This window comes from Variovorax sp. PAMC26660 (genome assembly GCF_014302995.1).
In the GTDB taxonomy this organism is placed as follows: Bacteria; Pseudomonadota; Gammaproteobacteria; order Burkholderiales; family Burkholderiaceae_C; genus Variovorax.
The window spans coordinates 190,678-204,309 of sequence record NZ_CP060295.1; the positions used below are offsets into that span (position 1 = coordinate 190,678).

Consider the following 13,632-nt stretch of genomic DNA (forward strand, 5'->3'; position numbering starts at 1 on the left):
TGAACCGGAATGCCCGGCAAATTCATTGGAAATGCTCGAGTGCACTCGAGGTCAAGCGCCATGAACGGCGTGGCGCGCTCAGCCTTTGAGAGCGCCCGCGCCTGCCTTCGCCTTGCCGACCTCGTTGCCGCCTTGTGCAGCACCGCTTTGCGGCACGGCTTCACCGTCGCGCGAAGTCACGTCGGCCAGCCGTTCGGCCAGTTGCTCGGGCACGTCGGGGCCGATGCCCAGCCACACGCCCTGCGTCAGCGTGATGTGGGCAGCCTCGAACACGCCGGCACCAGCGCACAGCACCGTGCGGTTTGGCGCGTCCTGCGAGGCCAGCACCAGCATGGCGGGCACCACGGCCTCGGGCCGGAAGGCTTCGAGCATGTCCTTGGGGAACAGGTCCTCGGTCATGCGGGTGGCGGCGGTCGGTGCCAGGCAGTTCACGCGGATGTCGTTCTTGGCGCCTTCGATGCTCAGCGTCTGCATCAGGCCCACGAGCGCCAGCTTGGCTGCGCCGTAGTTGCTCTGGCCGAAGTTGCCGTACAGGCCAGTAGATGACGTGGTCATCACGATGCGGCCGTACTTCTGCTCGTTCATGAGCGCCCAGACGGCCTTGGTGCAGTTCACGGCGCCCATCAGGTGCACGTCGACCACGAGCTGGAAGTCGGCCACTTCCATCTTGGCGAAGCTCTTGTCGCGCAGGATGCCGGCGTTGTTGATCAGGATGTCGACACGGCCCCAGGCATCCACTGCCTGCTTGACCATGGCCTGCACGGCCACGAAATCGGTGACCGAGGCGCCGTTGGCAATGGCTTCGCCGCCGGCTGCCTTGATCTCGTCGACCACCGCCTGCGCGGCGCTCACCGAACCGCCGGAGCCGTCGCGCGCGCCGCCCAGATCGTTGACCACCACCTTGGCGCCGCGTGCCGCCAGGGCCAGCGCATGCTGGCGGCCCAGGCCGCCGCCCGCGCCGGTCACGATGGCCACGCGGCCCTTGAAGTCGATGCTGTTGCTGCTCATGGTCTCTGTGTCGCTTTCCTTGGGGAGTTGCCGGTATTCGGTTGCCGCACTGCGGCAGCGTGGCGTTTTACCCCAGAAAGACACGGTGACGCAGTCACCGGTGCGCGGCCCCAGTCACCCGTGCGACGAGCGGACCAGGTCGCAATAGGCCACCAGCTGGTCCAGCTCGGCCGATTTGTCGAAGAAGGCGTCGGCGCCCAGTTGCTCCGAGCGCTGGCGCATGTCGGCGGTGGCGTAGTTGCTGAGCACCACCACCTTCTGGTGCGGCGCGCGGTTGCGGCACGCGTGAATCACGCCGAGCCCATTGCCGCGCTTGAGGAACAGGTCGACGATGGTCAGGTCCCAGTCGTTGCGGTGCATGTGCAACCAGGTGACGGCCTCATCCTCGGTGCTGGCGGAGGCCACGACCTCGGCGTCGGCCACGTCTGCGAGAAAGCCGACAAGGTTCTCGCGGATCACGGGGCTGTCCTCCACCAGGTAGGCCTTGACGGTCATAGAGATCTCACCGGGTCGGAGCTTGCGCAATGCATGGGTGCCATCCTCGCAGCCCCAGCGAAGCACGCGGTGGGCCATGCAGGCCAAACCCTGTAGGCCATCAGCCAGCGCCGCTGTCGTCTATGACGAACAGGCCCTGGCCCGAACGCTAGGCCGCAACCGCCATGCGGCCACGCGCCATGCCCAGGCGCGCAGGCGACACGTACTGCTCGCGGTAGATCTCGAAGGGCAGCGTGTCGGCCGCCTCGATGCGCTTTTGCTCCTGGATGGAGTCGGCCGTCATCTGCTCGAACCCGGCCTGCTGCGCGGCGGAGAACGGCAGGCCCAGCAACGCGGCACGGGTCTGCTCGGACTGGGCGCGCACAAAGCCGACGAAGGAGTTGCCATGCTGCTGCTCGATGGCCGCCAGCACGCGGGCCGACGGCAGGCTGTCGGGGTTCTGCAGCGCAGCCTGGGCAGCGCGCACCGCATCGGCGTGCTGCGTGCCGCCGTGGGCGGCATCGAGCGCGGCGGCGATGGGCAGGCATTGCCCGGCCAGCTCCAGGCCCCAGTCGGCCAGCGCCACTTCGCTGCCGTCGCGTGACAGGCGCAAGCCCGGCTCGCGGCCGCGCGCGGCGGTGAGGTGCTGGTTGTGGGCCAGGTCGGCAATTTCCTGCGGCGTGTCGTCGGGGCTGTCGCTCAAGAGGCAATGCAGCAGGAAGACGTCGATGAAGCGCATGGTCTGCGCGTTGATGCCGACGGTCTCGAAAGGGTCAAGGTCCATCAGGCGCACTTCGACGTATTCCACGCCGCGCTCGCGCAGCGCATGCAGGGGACGTTCGCCGGGGTTGATCACGCGCTTGGGGCGGATGGTGCCGTAGAACTCGTTCTCGATCTGCAGCAGGCTGGTGCCGAGCTGGTTGTAGTCGCCGCCGAGGTTGCGGATGCCGATGGATTCATAGGCCGGCCACGGGCGCGTGAGCGCGTCCTGCAGCGAAGCGCCGTAGCCGTCGAGGCTGTTGTAGCTCACGGCCAGCGAAGCCTGCGCGTCACTCTGGTAGCCCAGGCGCCCCATGCGCAGCGAGGTGCCGTGCGGCATGAACATGCTGCCGTCGCCCAGCGGCTGCAGCTCGTGCGGGCGTCCCGCGACAAAGCTCGAACACAAGGCCGGCGAGGCGCCGAACAAATACAGCAGCAGGAAGGCGTGGCGGCGGAAGTTGCGGATCAGCGCGAAGTACTGTTCGCTCGACACATCGGGCAGCGACCAGTTGTAGTGAATGCCCGAGATGGTCTGCATGCGGCGGCCATAGCGATGGCTCAGGCCCATGCGGTAGACGCTCTTGGCGCGGCCCACGTTCGACGAGCCATAGCGGCCGATCGGAATGGTTTCGTCGGTCGGCAGGCCGCAGGGCATGCTCGACACCCAGAGGCGTTCGTCGCCGAGCGTGTCGAGTACGCGGTAGGTGAACTGGTGCACCCGGGTCAGTTCTTCGAGCGCCGATTCGACGCCCGCATGCACGCCCGTGATGAGTTCGAGCTGCGATTCGCTGAAGTCGGTCGTGATGTGCGGATGCGTGAGCGCAGAGCCCAGCGCCAGTGGATGCGGCGTCAGCGCGAGCTTGCCGTCCGGCAGCGCGCGCAGGCTTTCCTTCTCTATCCCGCGGCGCATGCCTTTCAGTCGTGCGGCTGAAAGTGCACCCAACCTCTCCTGCAATCTGTTGCTCATATTGTTATCACCCATCAATCTTCTGAGGGGCTGGAAGGTAGCACGGGCGCGCAGGCACTGCTCGTGCAGGGAATCCCGGGGTCGGCTACCCTGCAGCGCGCTACCTTTTCAATAGCAGACACCGATGCGTACATGGTCGTTTGCCGGCTGTTTGGCGTGTGCGATTCAGGCCTTGGCGCGGCCCGCCGCCAGGTCGATCTCCTCCGACTGGTAGACGTGGATCTCCGGCGTGCCGTCGGCCATGGCTGCCAGCGCCTTGCCGAAGGCCCGCGAGGCATCGACGCGAAAGTGCGCCTGCAGCACGGCCATGTCGCTCCAGCGTTCCACGAAAGTCAGGCGCAACGGGTCTTGCACGTCGGTCGTGACTTCGTGCGAGAGGCAGCCGGGCTCGGTGCGCGAGCGCAGCACATGCTCCACGCTGATGGCCAGCATCGCCTGCAAGGTGTCGGGCTTGGCGAGGGCGTGTCCGATGACCAGGATCATTTCGTTGTCTCCTTTTCTCTCGTGGGCCTGCGCGAGGGGCATGTTCAGCCCAGCACGCGCAGCAGGAAGCGGTTCAGGTCGGCAATTTCTTCCATGCAGACCGAATGCGCCATCGTGTATTCGTGCCACTCCACGGTGTAGCCCAATGCGGCGAGCGCGTCACGCGATTGCAGGGCCCGCGCGATGGGCACCATCGGGTCTTGCCGGCCGTGCCCGAGGAACACCGGCGTGTCGTGGTTGGCCGCATGGCGCTCGGCCGCGGTGCTGGCCGCCAGCGGCAACCAGCCCGACATGCCGACGATGCCCGCCAGGCGCTCGGTGTGGCGCAGGCCGGTCAGCAGCGCCATCGCGCAGCCCTGGGAAAAACCCGCCACCACGATGCGGCCGGCGGCGACGCCACGGGCCTTTTCATTGGCGATGACAGCCTCGATGCTGGCCTGCGAGCGGCGCAGGCCGGCCGCGTCTTCCTGCACGTTGAAATCGGGGCCCGCAATGTCGAACCACGCCGGCATCTGGTAGCCGTTGTTGAGCGTGACCGGGATCACCGGCGCATTGGGGAACACGAAGCGCACCGGGCCCACGCCCGACAGGTCGAGCTCATTGGCAATCGGCACGAAGTCGTTGCCGTCGGCGCCAAGGCCGTGCATCACGATCACCGTGCCGGTGGGGTTGGGGGCGGTTTCGATTTCGATGGGAGGACGGGACATGGTCGGGCAAAGGTATTCAAAGACGCGAATGACCAGACCTTAGCGCATTCGGGCGGTTGACTGACTTGCCCACTGCCCCTTCCCACCCAAGATGGCTGGAAACAAAAGGAAAACCCCGTGAGCTCATCCCCTCCCCTGGTCGAGACCAAGCTGGCCGGCGTCGTGCTGGTCTGCGGCGACTGCGAAGAGCGCAGCGACGGCCCCACGAAGCTGCGGGCCCGGCAGGTCCGCAAGGAACTCAAGCGCGACCTGGTGCACCTGCCGGTGCGTCTGCGCGTCGTGCAGTCGAGCTGCCTCGGCCTGTGCCCCAAGAAAGCGATGGCGCTGGCGGCCGTGGCACAGGGCCACGCCCCGCTGGCCGCCGAAGTCTGCCGCGACGATGACGTCGAGGCCTTCGCCAAGGCGCTGGCCAAGTCCGTTCGGTAGTTGGCCGCGCCTTACTCGGCCTTGTTACTCGGCCTTGATGCCGACCGCCTTCACGATCTGCGCATAGCGCTCGTATTCGGCATTGACCTGCGTCTGGAACTGGCGCTGTGGATGGCCGGTGGCCTCGATGCCTTGCGCGGCGAGTTCTGCTCTGGCTGTGGGTGCCTGCACGATGCGCCCGGCTTCGGCCGCGATCGCATCGAGCACCGGCTGCGGCGTGCGCGCCGGCGCGAACAGCCCGAACCATGTGCCCGAGCGGTAGCCCGCGTAGCTTTCACCCACGGTCGGCACCTCGGGCAACAGCGCGTGGCGCTTTTCCCCGCTGGTGCCCAGCGCCACCAGCCGGCCGCTTCGGATGTGCGGCAGCGCCGGCCCCACGGCAATGAACATCACGTCGACCTGCCCCGCGATCACGTCCTGCATGCCGAGCGGGCCGCCACGGTAAGGAATGTGGGTCACGTAGATGCCCGTCTTCTGCTTGAGCAGTTCCATGCTGAGCTGCTGCGGGCTGCCGTTGCCGGCCGAGGCGTAGTTCAGGCGGCCCGGATGGGCCTTGGCCGCGTGAACGAAATCGGCCACGGTGCGAAAGCCGGTCTTCGGGTTGGCCACCAGCACGAAATCGATCTGGCCGAGCGACACCACCGGCACCAGGTCGCGCCGCGCGTCGTAGGGCAGGCCGGCCTGGATGTTGGGCAGGATGGTGATCGGCCCGTCGGCGCCTACCAGCAGCGAATAGCCATCGGGCTGCGCCTTGGCCAGCCCGTCGGCCGCCAGGATGCCCGCCGCCCCGGCGCGGTTGTCCACCACCACCGGCTGCTTCCATTGCTCCGACAGGCGCTGCGCCAGGTAGCGTGCCAGCACGTCGGGCGAGCTGCCGGGCGTGTTCGCGACCGTGATGTGAACGGGCTTCGACGGGTAGGCGGCCGGCTGCTGCTGCGCTTGCGCTCCAGCAGACAGCAAGGCACCGGCCCACAGTGCAAGGAAGGGTTTCAGCAGGGAATGGGCACGCATGGAAGGCTCTCGGTTGCGGAAGGCAAAGCGCGCGATTCTGTCGCGCGCCCGCCTCCACGCCAACGACCTATTCGTCAGATGCTTAGCTGCATCCAGGCATATGCAGGCACGTCAACCCGGCAGCGCGCGCAGCGCATCGAGTTCGCGGTAGAAGGCATCGACCTGCTGCTGCGCCGTGGCCTGCATCGCGGTGTTGCGGCGCGCGCAGCTTGCGGCGTCTTCCACGGCGCCCGCCCCGCCCACTTTCCGCGAGGCGTCCTGCACGAACCTGCACATCGGATAGCGGCGTTGGCCGAAGGCCTGCAGGGTCTGCTCGCCGATGCCATCCGCTGCCAGCATCTCGGCCAGCACCACGGCGTCTTCCACGGCCATGGCACCGCCCTGCCCCATGAACGGCGTCGAAGCGTGCGCCGCATCGCCGATCAGGAGCACGCGCCCCGCATGCCAGGGCAAGGGCGCCTGCACTTCCTCGACCGCCGTGTAAAGCACTTCCGAATCCGCCGAGAGCTGATCGAGGAACTGCCGTGCCGGGCCACCGAACTCCGCGAACCGCTCCCGCATCCGTTCGGGCCAGGTTTCCCTCGGATACCAGCGGTCCGCCGGCTCGCTCACCGTGCCGAAGATGTAAAGCCTGTCGTCGCTGATCGGCATGATGCCCAGCCGCTTGCCGACGCCCATCATCATGATCTTCGCGTCTAACATGCGCGGGCGGTCGTGCACGCTGCGCCACACGCCGAAGCCGGTGTAGCGCGGCGCCACGGGTCCGGTCACGGTTTCGCGGACCTGCGAGCGGATGCCATCCGCGCCGACGACCAGGTCGAAGCGCTGCGTCGATCCGTCGGACAGCCTGACCTGCGCGTGATCGCTCCCGGAGGGCGAATGGATCGCCGTCATCGTCGTCGCCAGCCGGATATCGACGCCCAGCGCATCGAGCCGGCCCGCAAGGATGCGGTGCATCTGCGCGCGCCGGATGCCCAGGATCGGCACCGCGCCACCGCGCGAGGCGGGATAGAAAACATCGACGATGGGCACACCATGGTGATCGAGGTAGACGTTCCTGCCGTCCGCAATGCCGAAGCCCGCGTCGAGGATCTGCGGCAGCACCCCCACCGCGCGCAATGCCTCCAGCCCGTTGCTGTAGATGAAGATGCCCGAGCTCTGGAAGCGCCACTCGGCCTGCTTCTCGATCAGCATGACGTGCATGCCCTTGTCGGCCAGCGCAATGGCGGCGGAGCAACCCGCGATGCCGGCGCCGACGATCAGCACCCTGTTTGTTGCAGTCATGAATGGGCGGCTCAGAGTTGGGTGCGAACAGACCACAGTTCGGGAAAGAACCTGTGATCGACCACGCTGCGCAGCCAGCCCACGCCGGCCGAGCCGCCCGTGCCCGGCTTGAAGCCGAGGATGCGCTCGACCGACACGAAATGCCGCCAGCGGTATTGCGAGAACACATCGGCGATGTCCATCAACGCCTCGCCGAGCCGGTAGAGATCGTTCTCGGATGTCGGGTCACCGTACACCCACAGCCATGCGGCTTCCACGCCCGGATTCACCACGTACGGCGCCGACCAGTCGCGCGACAGCGCCTCGGGCGGCATCGCGATGTCGCGGCGGTGCAGCAGCGCCAGCACGTCGTCGTACAGGCTCGGCGAATTCAGCGCCTTCTCCATGTAGGGCCACACATCGGGGTTGTTCGCATGCGCGCGCGCCAGCGGCACCGACTTGTTGCCCAGGATGAACTCCACATGCCGGTACATGTACGACTGCTGGCCCGAGGCAATGCCCAGCGTGTTGCGGAACTGGTTGAACTCGTGCGGCGTGATGGTCGAGAGCACGTCCCAGGTCTTGCCCAGAAACTCCAGCAGCGCGCGCACCCGCGGCACCAGTTGCAGCGCACCGGCCACGTCGTCGGCGCGGATGCGCGCCTGCATGTTGGCCAGTTCGTAGTGCAAGGCCTTGAAAGTCAGCTCCTTGCAGTGCGTGATGCACATGAAGACCATTTCGTCGTGGCCTTCGCTGCGCATGTGCTGGATGCTCAGCAGCAGGTCGTTGCGCTGGTGTTCCAGGTAGGGATTGCTGTTGCCCTCGAACCGCAGCAGCGGCTCGCCGTCGGTGTTCTTCACCGTGGCTTCGCGCTGCCGGTTGTCGCCGGACACGATCGCCTTCACAAGGGAATTTTCGAGCGCGGGGTTGCGGACTTCGGGAATGACTCTTTTGCGTTGGATGGCCATGCGCCGATTGTTCGGCGCCCATGCAACCGCCTCAACCTCCGGCACGCCGGATTTAGGCACCGATCGTCCGGCGCGACGAAATCAGCCGGACTCGGGCCTGCCGTGCTGGCGGGCGTAGGCGCCGGGCGTCATGCCCGTCCAGCGCTGGAAGGCGCGAGAGAACGCCTTTTCCGATGCATAGCCCACGGCTTCGGCCACCTGATGCAGGCTCAGCTGCCGGTTTTTGAGCTTCTCGGCCGCCAACGTCATGCGGTAGGAGCCCAGGTAGTGCATGGGCGTCACGCCCACCAGCGCGCGAAAGCGCTCGCTGAAGACGGTGCGCGACAGGTAGCTGGCCTGCGCCAGCGTCGCTACCGACCACGGGTGCTCGGGCCGCTCGTGCATCAGCGACATCGCACGGGCGATGCTCTCGTCATCCAGCCCGCGCAGCCGCCCGGTCTGTTGCGCCTGTTGGGTCTGGGGTTGGGCGTACAAGTGCTCGCAGAGGACGTGCACCAGCAGCAGGTCGGCCATGCGCGCCGCCGACAGTTGCCAGCCCGGCCGCTGGGCGATGGTCTCGTTCACCAACGACTCCATGGCCTGCGCCAGCGACGCGGTCGTCGGAATCTGCCCCTGGCGCAGCACGATCAGTGGCGGCAGGCTGGCCATGATGGAGCCCAGGCCCTGCGCGGGCATCCACAGGTGCAGCGAGAACAGTTCGGTCGCCGGTCCACCGCCGCCATGCGAGAACACGATCGGGTGGTCGCCGTGCCGGCCGACCGAGTGGGCCGTGATCAGGTCGCGAAAGGGTTCAGCCTCAAGCCCCGACGCGGACGACACGGTGTGGGCGCTGCCCTGCGGCAGCATCGCGATGTCGCGCGGCGCCACGGCCACCGGCTCGGCGCCGTCCACCGCAATCCAGTACGGTGCGCCGGTGCACAGGCGGATCAGCGGGCCGGCAACCCCGGTCGAATGCAGCGCCCAGGGGGCGGTCAAAGAAAAACGGGCGGTGACCGCCCGCTCGGACCTGTACGTTGCAAGCACGCGGCTGAGTACGTCGCCGCCCCGCTCTGAGTCCATGCTGTTCGTGCCGCCCGTTGATCGCGATGCGGGCGATTATCTGGCATGGCAGGCGGGCGATTTTTCCTGGTTCTGCGCAAGAGGCGCGGGGATGCAACACAATGTCGTTTCGCATGAAGACAATGAACCCGCACCCGAAGCCCCCTCTCGCCGCCGCTGTATTCGACAGCGAATCCCTGCTGCGCGACAGCGGCCTGCGCGTGACGCGCGCCGCACAAACGGTGCTCGAACTGCTCGAACACAACTCCCAGCCCCTGACGCACGAGGAAGTCGCCGCCGCCTACACCGCCGCCACCGGCGAGGCGCCCGACCGCGTGACGATCTACCGCGTGCTCGACCGGCTGGTCGAAGCCGGCCTGTGCGACCGCCGTGTGGGCCCCGACCGCGTCAACCGCTTCTCGCGCCACGTGGAAACCGAATCAGGCAATACCTTCGAGTGCGACCAGTGCCACAAAGTGCTGGCCCTGCCGTCCGACCCCGAACTGCCCAAGGTGATGGGCCGGCTGGGGAAGGCGCTGCGCAAGCAGGGCATCGATACGCGCCATACGGCGCTCACCCTGCACGGCACCTGCGGCGACTGCGCGAGGTAGCTTCCTCCCCCTTCGCGCACTGTCGCGCGCAGACCCCGGCCTAGGTATTCCAGGACGGGAAAGGGTCGGCAAAGTTCTGCCACCACGAAGCGCCGAAGCGCATCTCGTTTTCCGTGAGCAGGCAGGCATCGAGTTGCGCACGCAAGGCATCTTCGTCCATGCCGATACCGATCAGCACCAGTTCCTGCCGGGCGTCGCCCGTGGCCGGGTCCCAGTTCTTGCGGATCAACTCGAGCGAATCGTCGTCGGTCGGCCAGTGCTCGCGCGGCACCGCTGCCCACCAGAAGCCCGCCGCGCCATAGCGGCAGGCGCCACCGGCCTGCGACCATGAACCCGCCCGCGTGGCGCGGCTGGCAAGCCAGAAAAATCCCTTGGAGCGCACCACGCCTTCCCATTCGATCTGCACCAGCTTCCAGAAGCGCATCGGGTGGAACGGCAGCCGCGAGCGATAGACAAAGCTGCGAATGCCGTATTCCTCGCTCTCGGGCTGGTGCTCGCCGCGCAACTCGGCCAGCCAGCCCGGCGCCTGCTCGGCCTGCTCGAAATCGAACAGGCCGGTGTCGAGCACGCGGTCGAGCGGCACGCGGCCGAATTCCGACACCTCGATGCGCGCACGCGGATTCAGGCTGTGCAGGATCGCCATCAGCCGCTCGCGCTCTTCGAGCGTGACAAGGTCCGTCTTGTTGACCACCAGCACGTCGCAGAACTCGATCTGCTCGATCAGCAGGTCGACCACCGTGCGCGTGTCCTCGTCGCCGAGCGACTGGCCGCGCTGGCCCAGGCTGTCGGGCGAGCCGTAGTCGCGCAGAAAATTGAAGGCATCGACCACCGTCACCATGGTGTCCAGCCGCGCCACGTCGGCCAGGCTCTTGCCGTCTTCGCCGGCGAAAGTGAAGGTCTCGGCCACTGGCAAGGGTTCTGAAATGCCGGTGGACTCGATCACCAACTGGTCGAAACGCCCTTCCTTGGCGAGCCGGCCGACTTCGATCAGCAGGTCTTCGCGCAGGGTGCAGCAGATGCAGCCGTTGCTCATCTCGACCAGTTTCTCGTCGGTGCGGGACAGCTCGGCGCCGCCGTCGCGCACCAGCGCGGCGTCGATGTTGACCTCGCTCATGTCGTTGACGATCACCGCCACGCGGCGCCCCTCCCGGTTGTGGAGGATGTGATTGAGCAGCGTGGTCTTGCCGGCGCCGAGAAAGCCGGACAGCACGGTAACGGGGAGACGGGCGGTCATCGTGGCGAACTCCATATATGCAACAGTATTGCATTATATGAATCATCGCAACAATGTTGCATTTCATGCCAACCAGCCGCCCCACCTCCCCCCTTTTCAGGCTCAGGCCGCCCGCGCAACCGCCTTCACGGAAATGTCCGGCTTGCGCTTGTACCCCAGCGTCTTTTCGATCACGTACTCCACGCCGTGCCAGAAGTTGATTTCCTCCAGCAGCGGGTTGAGGAAATTGGTGATCGAGCAGTAGTGCGAGTTCTTCTGCCCCGCGTGGTGCTGCGCGTGGTGGCGCTGCGTCTGCAACAGCCTGAGTTTCTGCAGCATCGTGATCAATCGGCCGTTTTCATGCGGCGCGCGATGCGCCCATTTGTGGACCTGGTTGGCGTTGATGCTGATCACCGTGAACAGCCACACCTTCCAGGTCAGCGCCTTGAGCCACCATGCGCCCATCAGTACCAGTGCACCGGTCAGCACCAGGTCCCACGAACTGGCCCACCAGCCGCGCAGCACGAAGGCGCGGGGCCGCACGTGGTGCTCGATGTTGGCCTCGCCGATCCATCTGCCCACCACGGGTGTTTCCTTGCGGACGTAGGCGTCTTCCGCCCAATGCACGAGACCACTGATGAAGTCGGCCAGAAGAACCACGCCGACGAACTGGAACACAAGATCTCTCATACAACCGACGCGGGAGCGTCATGGACTTTCCGGAGTTGAACACGCATGCCCTGGAGCGGGTTCGCACAAGGGCGAGGGCATTGTTTACGGGCCGGAGGGTTTCGCGGCGCAGCGCTTGCGCAGTATCTTCCGGCGATGCCCGATGTGCCGTGCGGTGCTACTTCGCAACCCACGCCGGCTCACCTACCATCGAAGGACATGACCGACTTTTCCACCTTCGTCGCCCCGCCGCCATCCGACGAACCAAACGCCGACGCCGTCGAAGCCGCATCCGACTGCCTCGACCGGTTCACGGCGGCGTTCAATGCGTCGGACACCCGCGCGATGGATGCCGAGCTTCATTTTCCGCACCTGATGCTCTCCGGCGCGCAGCGGCTCGAATGGGCCGAGCCCGGACAGCATCCGCATGACTTCTTCGACAAGCTGAAAGCCTCAGGCTGGTCCCGGACGCAGTACGAGAAAAAAGACGCCGTGCTCGTGAGCAACGACAAGGTGCATTTCGTCGTCACCTACACACGGCGGAACGACGCGGGCGTGGTGCTCAGCACCCATTGCAATCTGTGGATCGCCACGCGAGTCGATGGGCACTGGGGAATCGCCCTGCGCTCGTACTAGACGCGCGCGGCGGGCGTCTGCTACAGCGCGACCTGCGCCATCTTCTGCAGATAGTGCGCCAGCGGCGGTGTCACCTTTCCCGTCACCTTCGCCAGGTCGTCATAGCGCCGCACACGCAACGATTCTTCGGCGAACGGCGCGCGCATGAAGGCCTCGGCTTCTTCCTGCGTATGGCGCCCGCCCTGCAACTCCAGGCTGTGCTTCGAAGCCGGCGACAGCGTGTCCCAGTAGCCCGCGTCCAACGTGCACAGGCAGCGCTTCGCATCCACATGCAGGCGGATCGGCGCCAGCACGCCGGGCGGAAACACCCCGTGCAGGAAAGGCAGCGCGATGTATTGGTGCAAGTCGTCCCGCGCCCGCGGCGCTTCGGTTGCTTCTTCCTGTGCGTTCGTGGGCGCGAGCAGATGGCCGAGGTCGTGCAGCAGCGCCGCCACCACGGTCTCTGTGCTCTCCCCCGCGTCTTCCGCCAGCGCCGCGCACTGCAGCGCGTGGTCGAGCTGGCTCACGGCTTCGCGGCCGTATTGCTGCTGGCCACGCCCGGCCAGCAACCGTGCGATGTCGTCCAGGGTCAATGCCATGCTGTGCGCCTAGATCAGCACCTTGCGAATGCGCGCCGACACCAGGTCGATCGCGCTCACGCTCACCACGATGATGATCATCACCGCGCAGGTCTCGGCGTACTGAAACCCACGAATGATTTCCCACAGCACCACGCCGATGCCGCCCGCGCCCACCATTCCGACCACCGACGCCGAACGGATGTTCGACTCGAAGCGGTACAGCGCATAGGAAATCCACAGCGGCATCACCTGCGGCAGTACGCCGTAGACGATCTCATGCAGCGCGCTCGCACCGGTCGAGCGAATGCCCTCGACCGGCTGTGTGTCGATGGCCTCCACCGCCTCGGCAAAAAGCTTGGCCAGCACGCCGGTCGTGTGCACCCAGAGCGCCAGCACGCCGGCAAACGGCCCCAGGCCCACGGCCACCACGAACAGCATCGCGAACACCATCTCGTTGATGGCGCGGCAGCTGTCCATCAGGCGGCGCATCGGCTGGTAGATCCACCACGGCACGATGTTGGCCGAGGCCAGCAGCGCCAGCGGCACGGCCGTCACCACCGCCAGCACCGTGCCCCACAGCGCGATCTGCAGCGTGACCACCATCTCCTGCAGGTACATGCGCCACTGCGTGAAGTTGGGCGGAAAGAACTCGGCGGCGTAGGTCGCCATGTTGCCGCTGTCGCGGATCAGGTCAAGCGGCCGCATGTCGGCCCCCTTCCACGAGGCGAGCAGCAGAACCAGCAGCACGGCCCAGGAAAGCTGCCACGCCAGGTTGCGCTTGGGAACCACCGCGGCAAGCGGCGGGCGGGTCATCGGAATCGTCGAGGCCATGGCGGTCG

At 66.5% G+C, this 13,632-nt stretch carries 16 protein-coding genes; 3 read left to right on the top strand and 13 right to left on the bottom strand.

Features of this window, described 5'->3' with window-relative positions; all coding sequences use genetic code 11:
• Positions 1 to 78 precede the first annotated feature (78 nt).
• From H7F35_RS00885 to H7F35_RS00905, 5 genes are all read right to left on the bottom strand, one after another.
• Positions 79 to 1,008, bottom strand: a complete 930-nt coding sequence (locus H7F35_RS00885) for an SDR family NAD(P)-dependent oxidoreductase (RefSeq protein ID WP_187111117.1) — start codon at positions 1,006 to 1,008, stop codon at positions 79 to 81.
• Positions 1,009 to 1,122: 114 nt separating this feature from the next.
• Complete coding sequence (locus tag H7F35_RS00890) at positions 1,123 to 1,503, bottom strand: response regulator transcription factor (RefSeq protein WP_187111118.1); 381 nt, start codon at positions 1,501 to 1,503, stop codon at positions 1,123 to 1,125.
• Between the two features lie 148 nt (positions 1,504 to 1,651).
• Positions 1,652 to 3,208 (bottom strand): glutamate--cysteine ligase, encoded by a 1,557-nt coding sequence (gene gshA / locus H7F35_RS00895; RefSeq protein ID WP_187111119.1) that lies wholly within the window; start codon positions 3,206 to 3,208, stop codon positions 1,652 to 1,654.
• Positions 3,209 to 3,373: 165 nt separating this feature from the next.
• Positions 3,374 to 3,691: a putative quinol monooxygenase gene (locus H7F35_RS00900; RefSeq protein ID WP_187111120.1), complete on the bottom strand. Its 318-nt coding sequence runs from the start codon at positions 3,689 to 3,691 to the stop codon at positions 3,374 to 3,376.
• Between the two features lie 44 nt (positions 3,692 to 3,735).
• Positions 3,736 to 4,398 carry an alpha/beta hydrolase gene (locus tag H7F35_RS00905; RefSeq protein WP_187111121.1) on the bottom strand — a complete coding sequence of 221 codons (663 nt, stop codon included), beginning with the start codon at positions 4,396 to 4,398 and terminating at the stop codon, positions 3,736 to 3,738.
• A gap of 117 nt (positions 4,399 to 4,515) precedes the next feature.
• Here H7F35_RS00905 and H7F35_RS00910 point away from each other — a divergent pair, with 117 nt between their 5' ends.
• Positions 4,516 to 4,824, top strand: a complete 309-nt coding sequence (locus H7F35_RS00910) for a hypothetical protein (protein WP_187111122.1) — start codon at positions 4,516 to 4,518, stop codon at positions 4,822 to 4,824.
• Positions 4,825 to 4,848: 24 nt separating this feature from the next.
• Here H7F35_RS00910 and H7F35_RS00915 read toward each other — a convergent pair whose 3' ends face one another.
• From H7F35_RS00915 to H7F35_RS00930, 4 genes are all read right to left on the bottom strand, one after another.
• Complete coding sequence (locus H7F35_RS00915) at positions 4,849 to 5,835, bottom strand: Bug family tripartite tricarboxylate transporter substrate binding protein (protein ID WP_187111123.1); 987 nt, start codon at positions 5,833 to 5,835, stop codon at positions 4,849 to 4,851.
• A gap of 111 nt (positions 5,836 to 5,946) precedes the next feature.
• The gene (locus tag H7F35_RS00920) at positions 5,947 to 7,119 is read right to left on the bottom strand and encodes an FAD-dependent oxidoreductase (protein WP_187111124.1); all 1,173 of its coding nucleotides are present in this window, start codon (positions 7,117 to 7,119) and stop codon (positions 5,947 to 5,949) included.
• Between the two features lie 11 nt (positions 7,120 to 7,130).
• Positions 7,131 to 8,066 carry a tryptophan 2,3-dioxygenase gene (locus H7F35_RS00925; RefSeq protein WP_187111125.1) on the bottom strand — a complete coding sequence of 312 codons (936 nt, stop codon included), beginning with the start codon at positions 8,064 to 8,066 and terminating at the stop codon, positions 7,131 to 7,133.
• 81 nt (positions 8,067 to 8,147) lie between these two features.
• Entirely contained in the window at positions 8,148 to 9,125 is a 978-nt protein-coding gene (locus tag H7F35_RS00930; RefSeq protein ID WP_187111126.1) for an AraC family transcriptional regulator, read from the bottom strand.
• A 113-nt stretch (positions 9,126 to 9,238) separates the two neighbouring features.
• On the opposite strand from H7F35_RS00930, the gene H7F35_RS00935 reads away from it, so the two are divergent.
• Entirely contained in the window at positions 9,239 to 9,715 is a 477-nt protein-coding gene (locus H7F35_RS00935) for a transcriptional repressor (RefSeq protein WP_261803483.1), read from the top strand.
• Between the two features lie 40 nt (positions 9,716 to 9,755).
• On the opposite strand, the gene zigA is transcribed toward H7F35_RS00935, so the two are convergent.
• A complete protein-coding gene (zigA, locus tag H7F35_RS00940; protein ID WP_187111127.1) occupies positions 9,756 to 10,949 on the bottom strand; it encodes a zinc metallochaperone GTPase ZigA in 1,194 nt (397 codons plus the stop codon).
• 102 nt (positions 10,950 to 11,051) lie between these two features.
• Positions 11,052 to 11,618, bottom strand: a complete 567-nt coding sequence (locus H7F35_RS00945; protein WP_187111128.1) for a fatty acid desaturase CarF family protein — start codon at positions 11,616 to 11,618, stop codon at positions 11,052 to 11,054.
• Positions 11,619 to 11,816: 198 nt separating this feature from the next.
• Here H7F35_RS00945 and H7F35_RS00950 point away from each other — a divergent pair, with 198 nt between their 5' ends.
• Positions 11,817 to 12,233: a hypothetical protein gene (locus H7F35_RS00950; RefSeq protein ID WP_187111129.1), complete on the top strand. Its 417-nt coding sequence runs from the start codon at positions 11,817 to 11,819 to the stop codon at positions 12,231 to 12,233.
• Between the two features lie 20 nt (positions 12,234 to 12,253).
• Here H7F35_RS00950 and H7F35_RS00955 read toward each other — a convergent pair whose 3' ends face one another.
• A complete protein-coding gene (locus H7F35_RS00955; RefSeq protein ID WP_187111130.1) occupies positions 12,254 to 12,811 on the bottom strand; it encodes a phosphonate degradation HD-domain oxygenase in 558 nt (185 codons plus the stop codon).
• A gap of 9 nt (positions 12,812 to 12,820) precedes the next feature.
• Complete coding sequence (phnE, locus tag H7F35_RS00960; protein WP_187111131.1) at positions 12,821 to 13,624, bottom strand: phosphonate ABC transporter, permease protein PhnE; 804 nt, start codon at positions 13,622 to 13,624, stop codon at positions 12,821 to 12,823.
• Positions 13,625 to 13,632: the final 8 nt, after the last annotated feature.

Excerpts from the sequence above, each read along its gene's own strand:
- H7F35_RS00955 (WP_187111130.1), bottom strand. The coding sequence starts at position 12,811 with ATGGCATTGACCCTGGACGACATCGCACGGTTGCTGGCCGGGCGTGGC.
- H7F35_RS00945 (WP_187111128.1), bottom strand. The coding sequence starts at position 11,618 with ATGAGAGATCTTGTGTTCCAGTTCGTCGGCGTGGTTCTTCTGGCCGAC.
- H7F35_RS00920 (WP_187111124.1), bottom strand. The coding sequence starts at position 7,119 with ATGACTGCAACAAACAGGGTGCTGATCGTCGGCGCCGGCATCGCGGGT.
- H7F35_RS00890 (WP_187111118.1), bottom strand. The coding sequence starts at position 1,503 with ATGACCGTCAAGGCCTACCTGGTGGAGGACAGCCCCGTGATCCGCGAG.
- H7F35_RS00930 (WP_187111126.1), bottom strand. The coding sequence starts at position 9,125 with ATGGACTCAGAGCGGGGCGGCGACGTACTCAGCCGCGTGCTTGCAACG.
- H7F35_RS00905 (WP_187111121.1), bottom strand. The coding sequence starts at position 4,398 with ATGTCCCGTCCTCCCATCGAAATCGAAACCGCCCCCAACCCCACCGGC.
- H7F35_RS00900 (WP_187111120.1), bottom strand. The coding sequence starts at position 3,691 with ATGATCCTGGTCATCGGACACGCCCTCGCCAAGCCCGACACCTTGCAG.
- H7F35_RS00950 (WP_187111129.1), top strand. The coding sequence starts at position 11,817 with ATGACCGACTTTTCCACCTTCGTCGCCCCGCCGCCATCCGACGAACCA.
- H7F35_RS00935 (WP_261803483.1), top strand. The coding sequence starts at position 9,239 with ATGAAGACAATGAACCCGCACCCGAAGCCCCCTCTCGCCGCCGCTGTA.
- H7F35_RS00925 (WP_187111125.1), bottom strand. The coding sequence starts at position 8,066 with ATGGCCATCCAACGCAAAAGAGTCATTCCCGAAGTCCGCAACCCCGCG.
- H7F35_RS00885 (WP_187111117.1), bottom strand. The coding sequence starts at position 1,008 with ATGAGCAGCAACAGCATCGACTTCAAGGGCCGCGTGGCCATCGTGACC.
- gshA (WP_187111119.1), bottom strand. The coding sequence starts at position 3,208 with ATGAGCAACAGATTGCAGGAGAGGTTGGGTGCACTTTCAGCCGCACGA.
- zigA (WP_187111127.1), bottom strand. The coding sequence starts at position 10,949 with ATGACCGCCCGTCTCCCCGTTACCGTGCTGTCCGGCTTTCTCGGCGCC.
- phnE (WP_187111131.1), bottom strand. The coding sequence starts at position 13,624 with ATGGCCTCGACGATTCCGATGACCCGCCCGCCGCTTGCCGCGGTGGTT.
- H7F35_RS00915 (WP_187111123.1), bottom strand. The coding sequence starts at position 5,835 with ATGCGTGCCCATTCCCTGCTGAAACCCTTCCTTGCACTGTGGGCCGGT.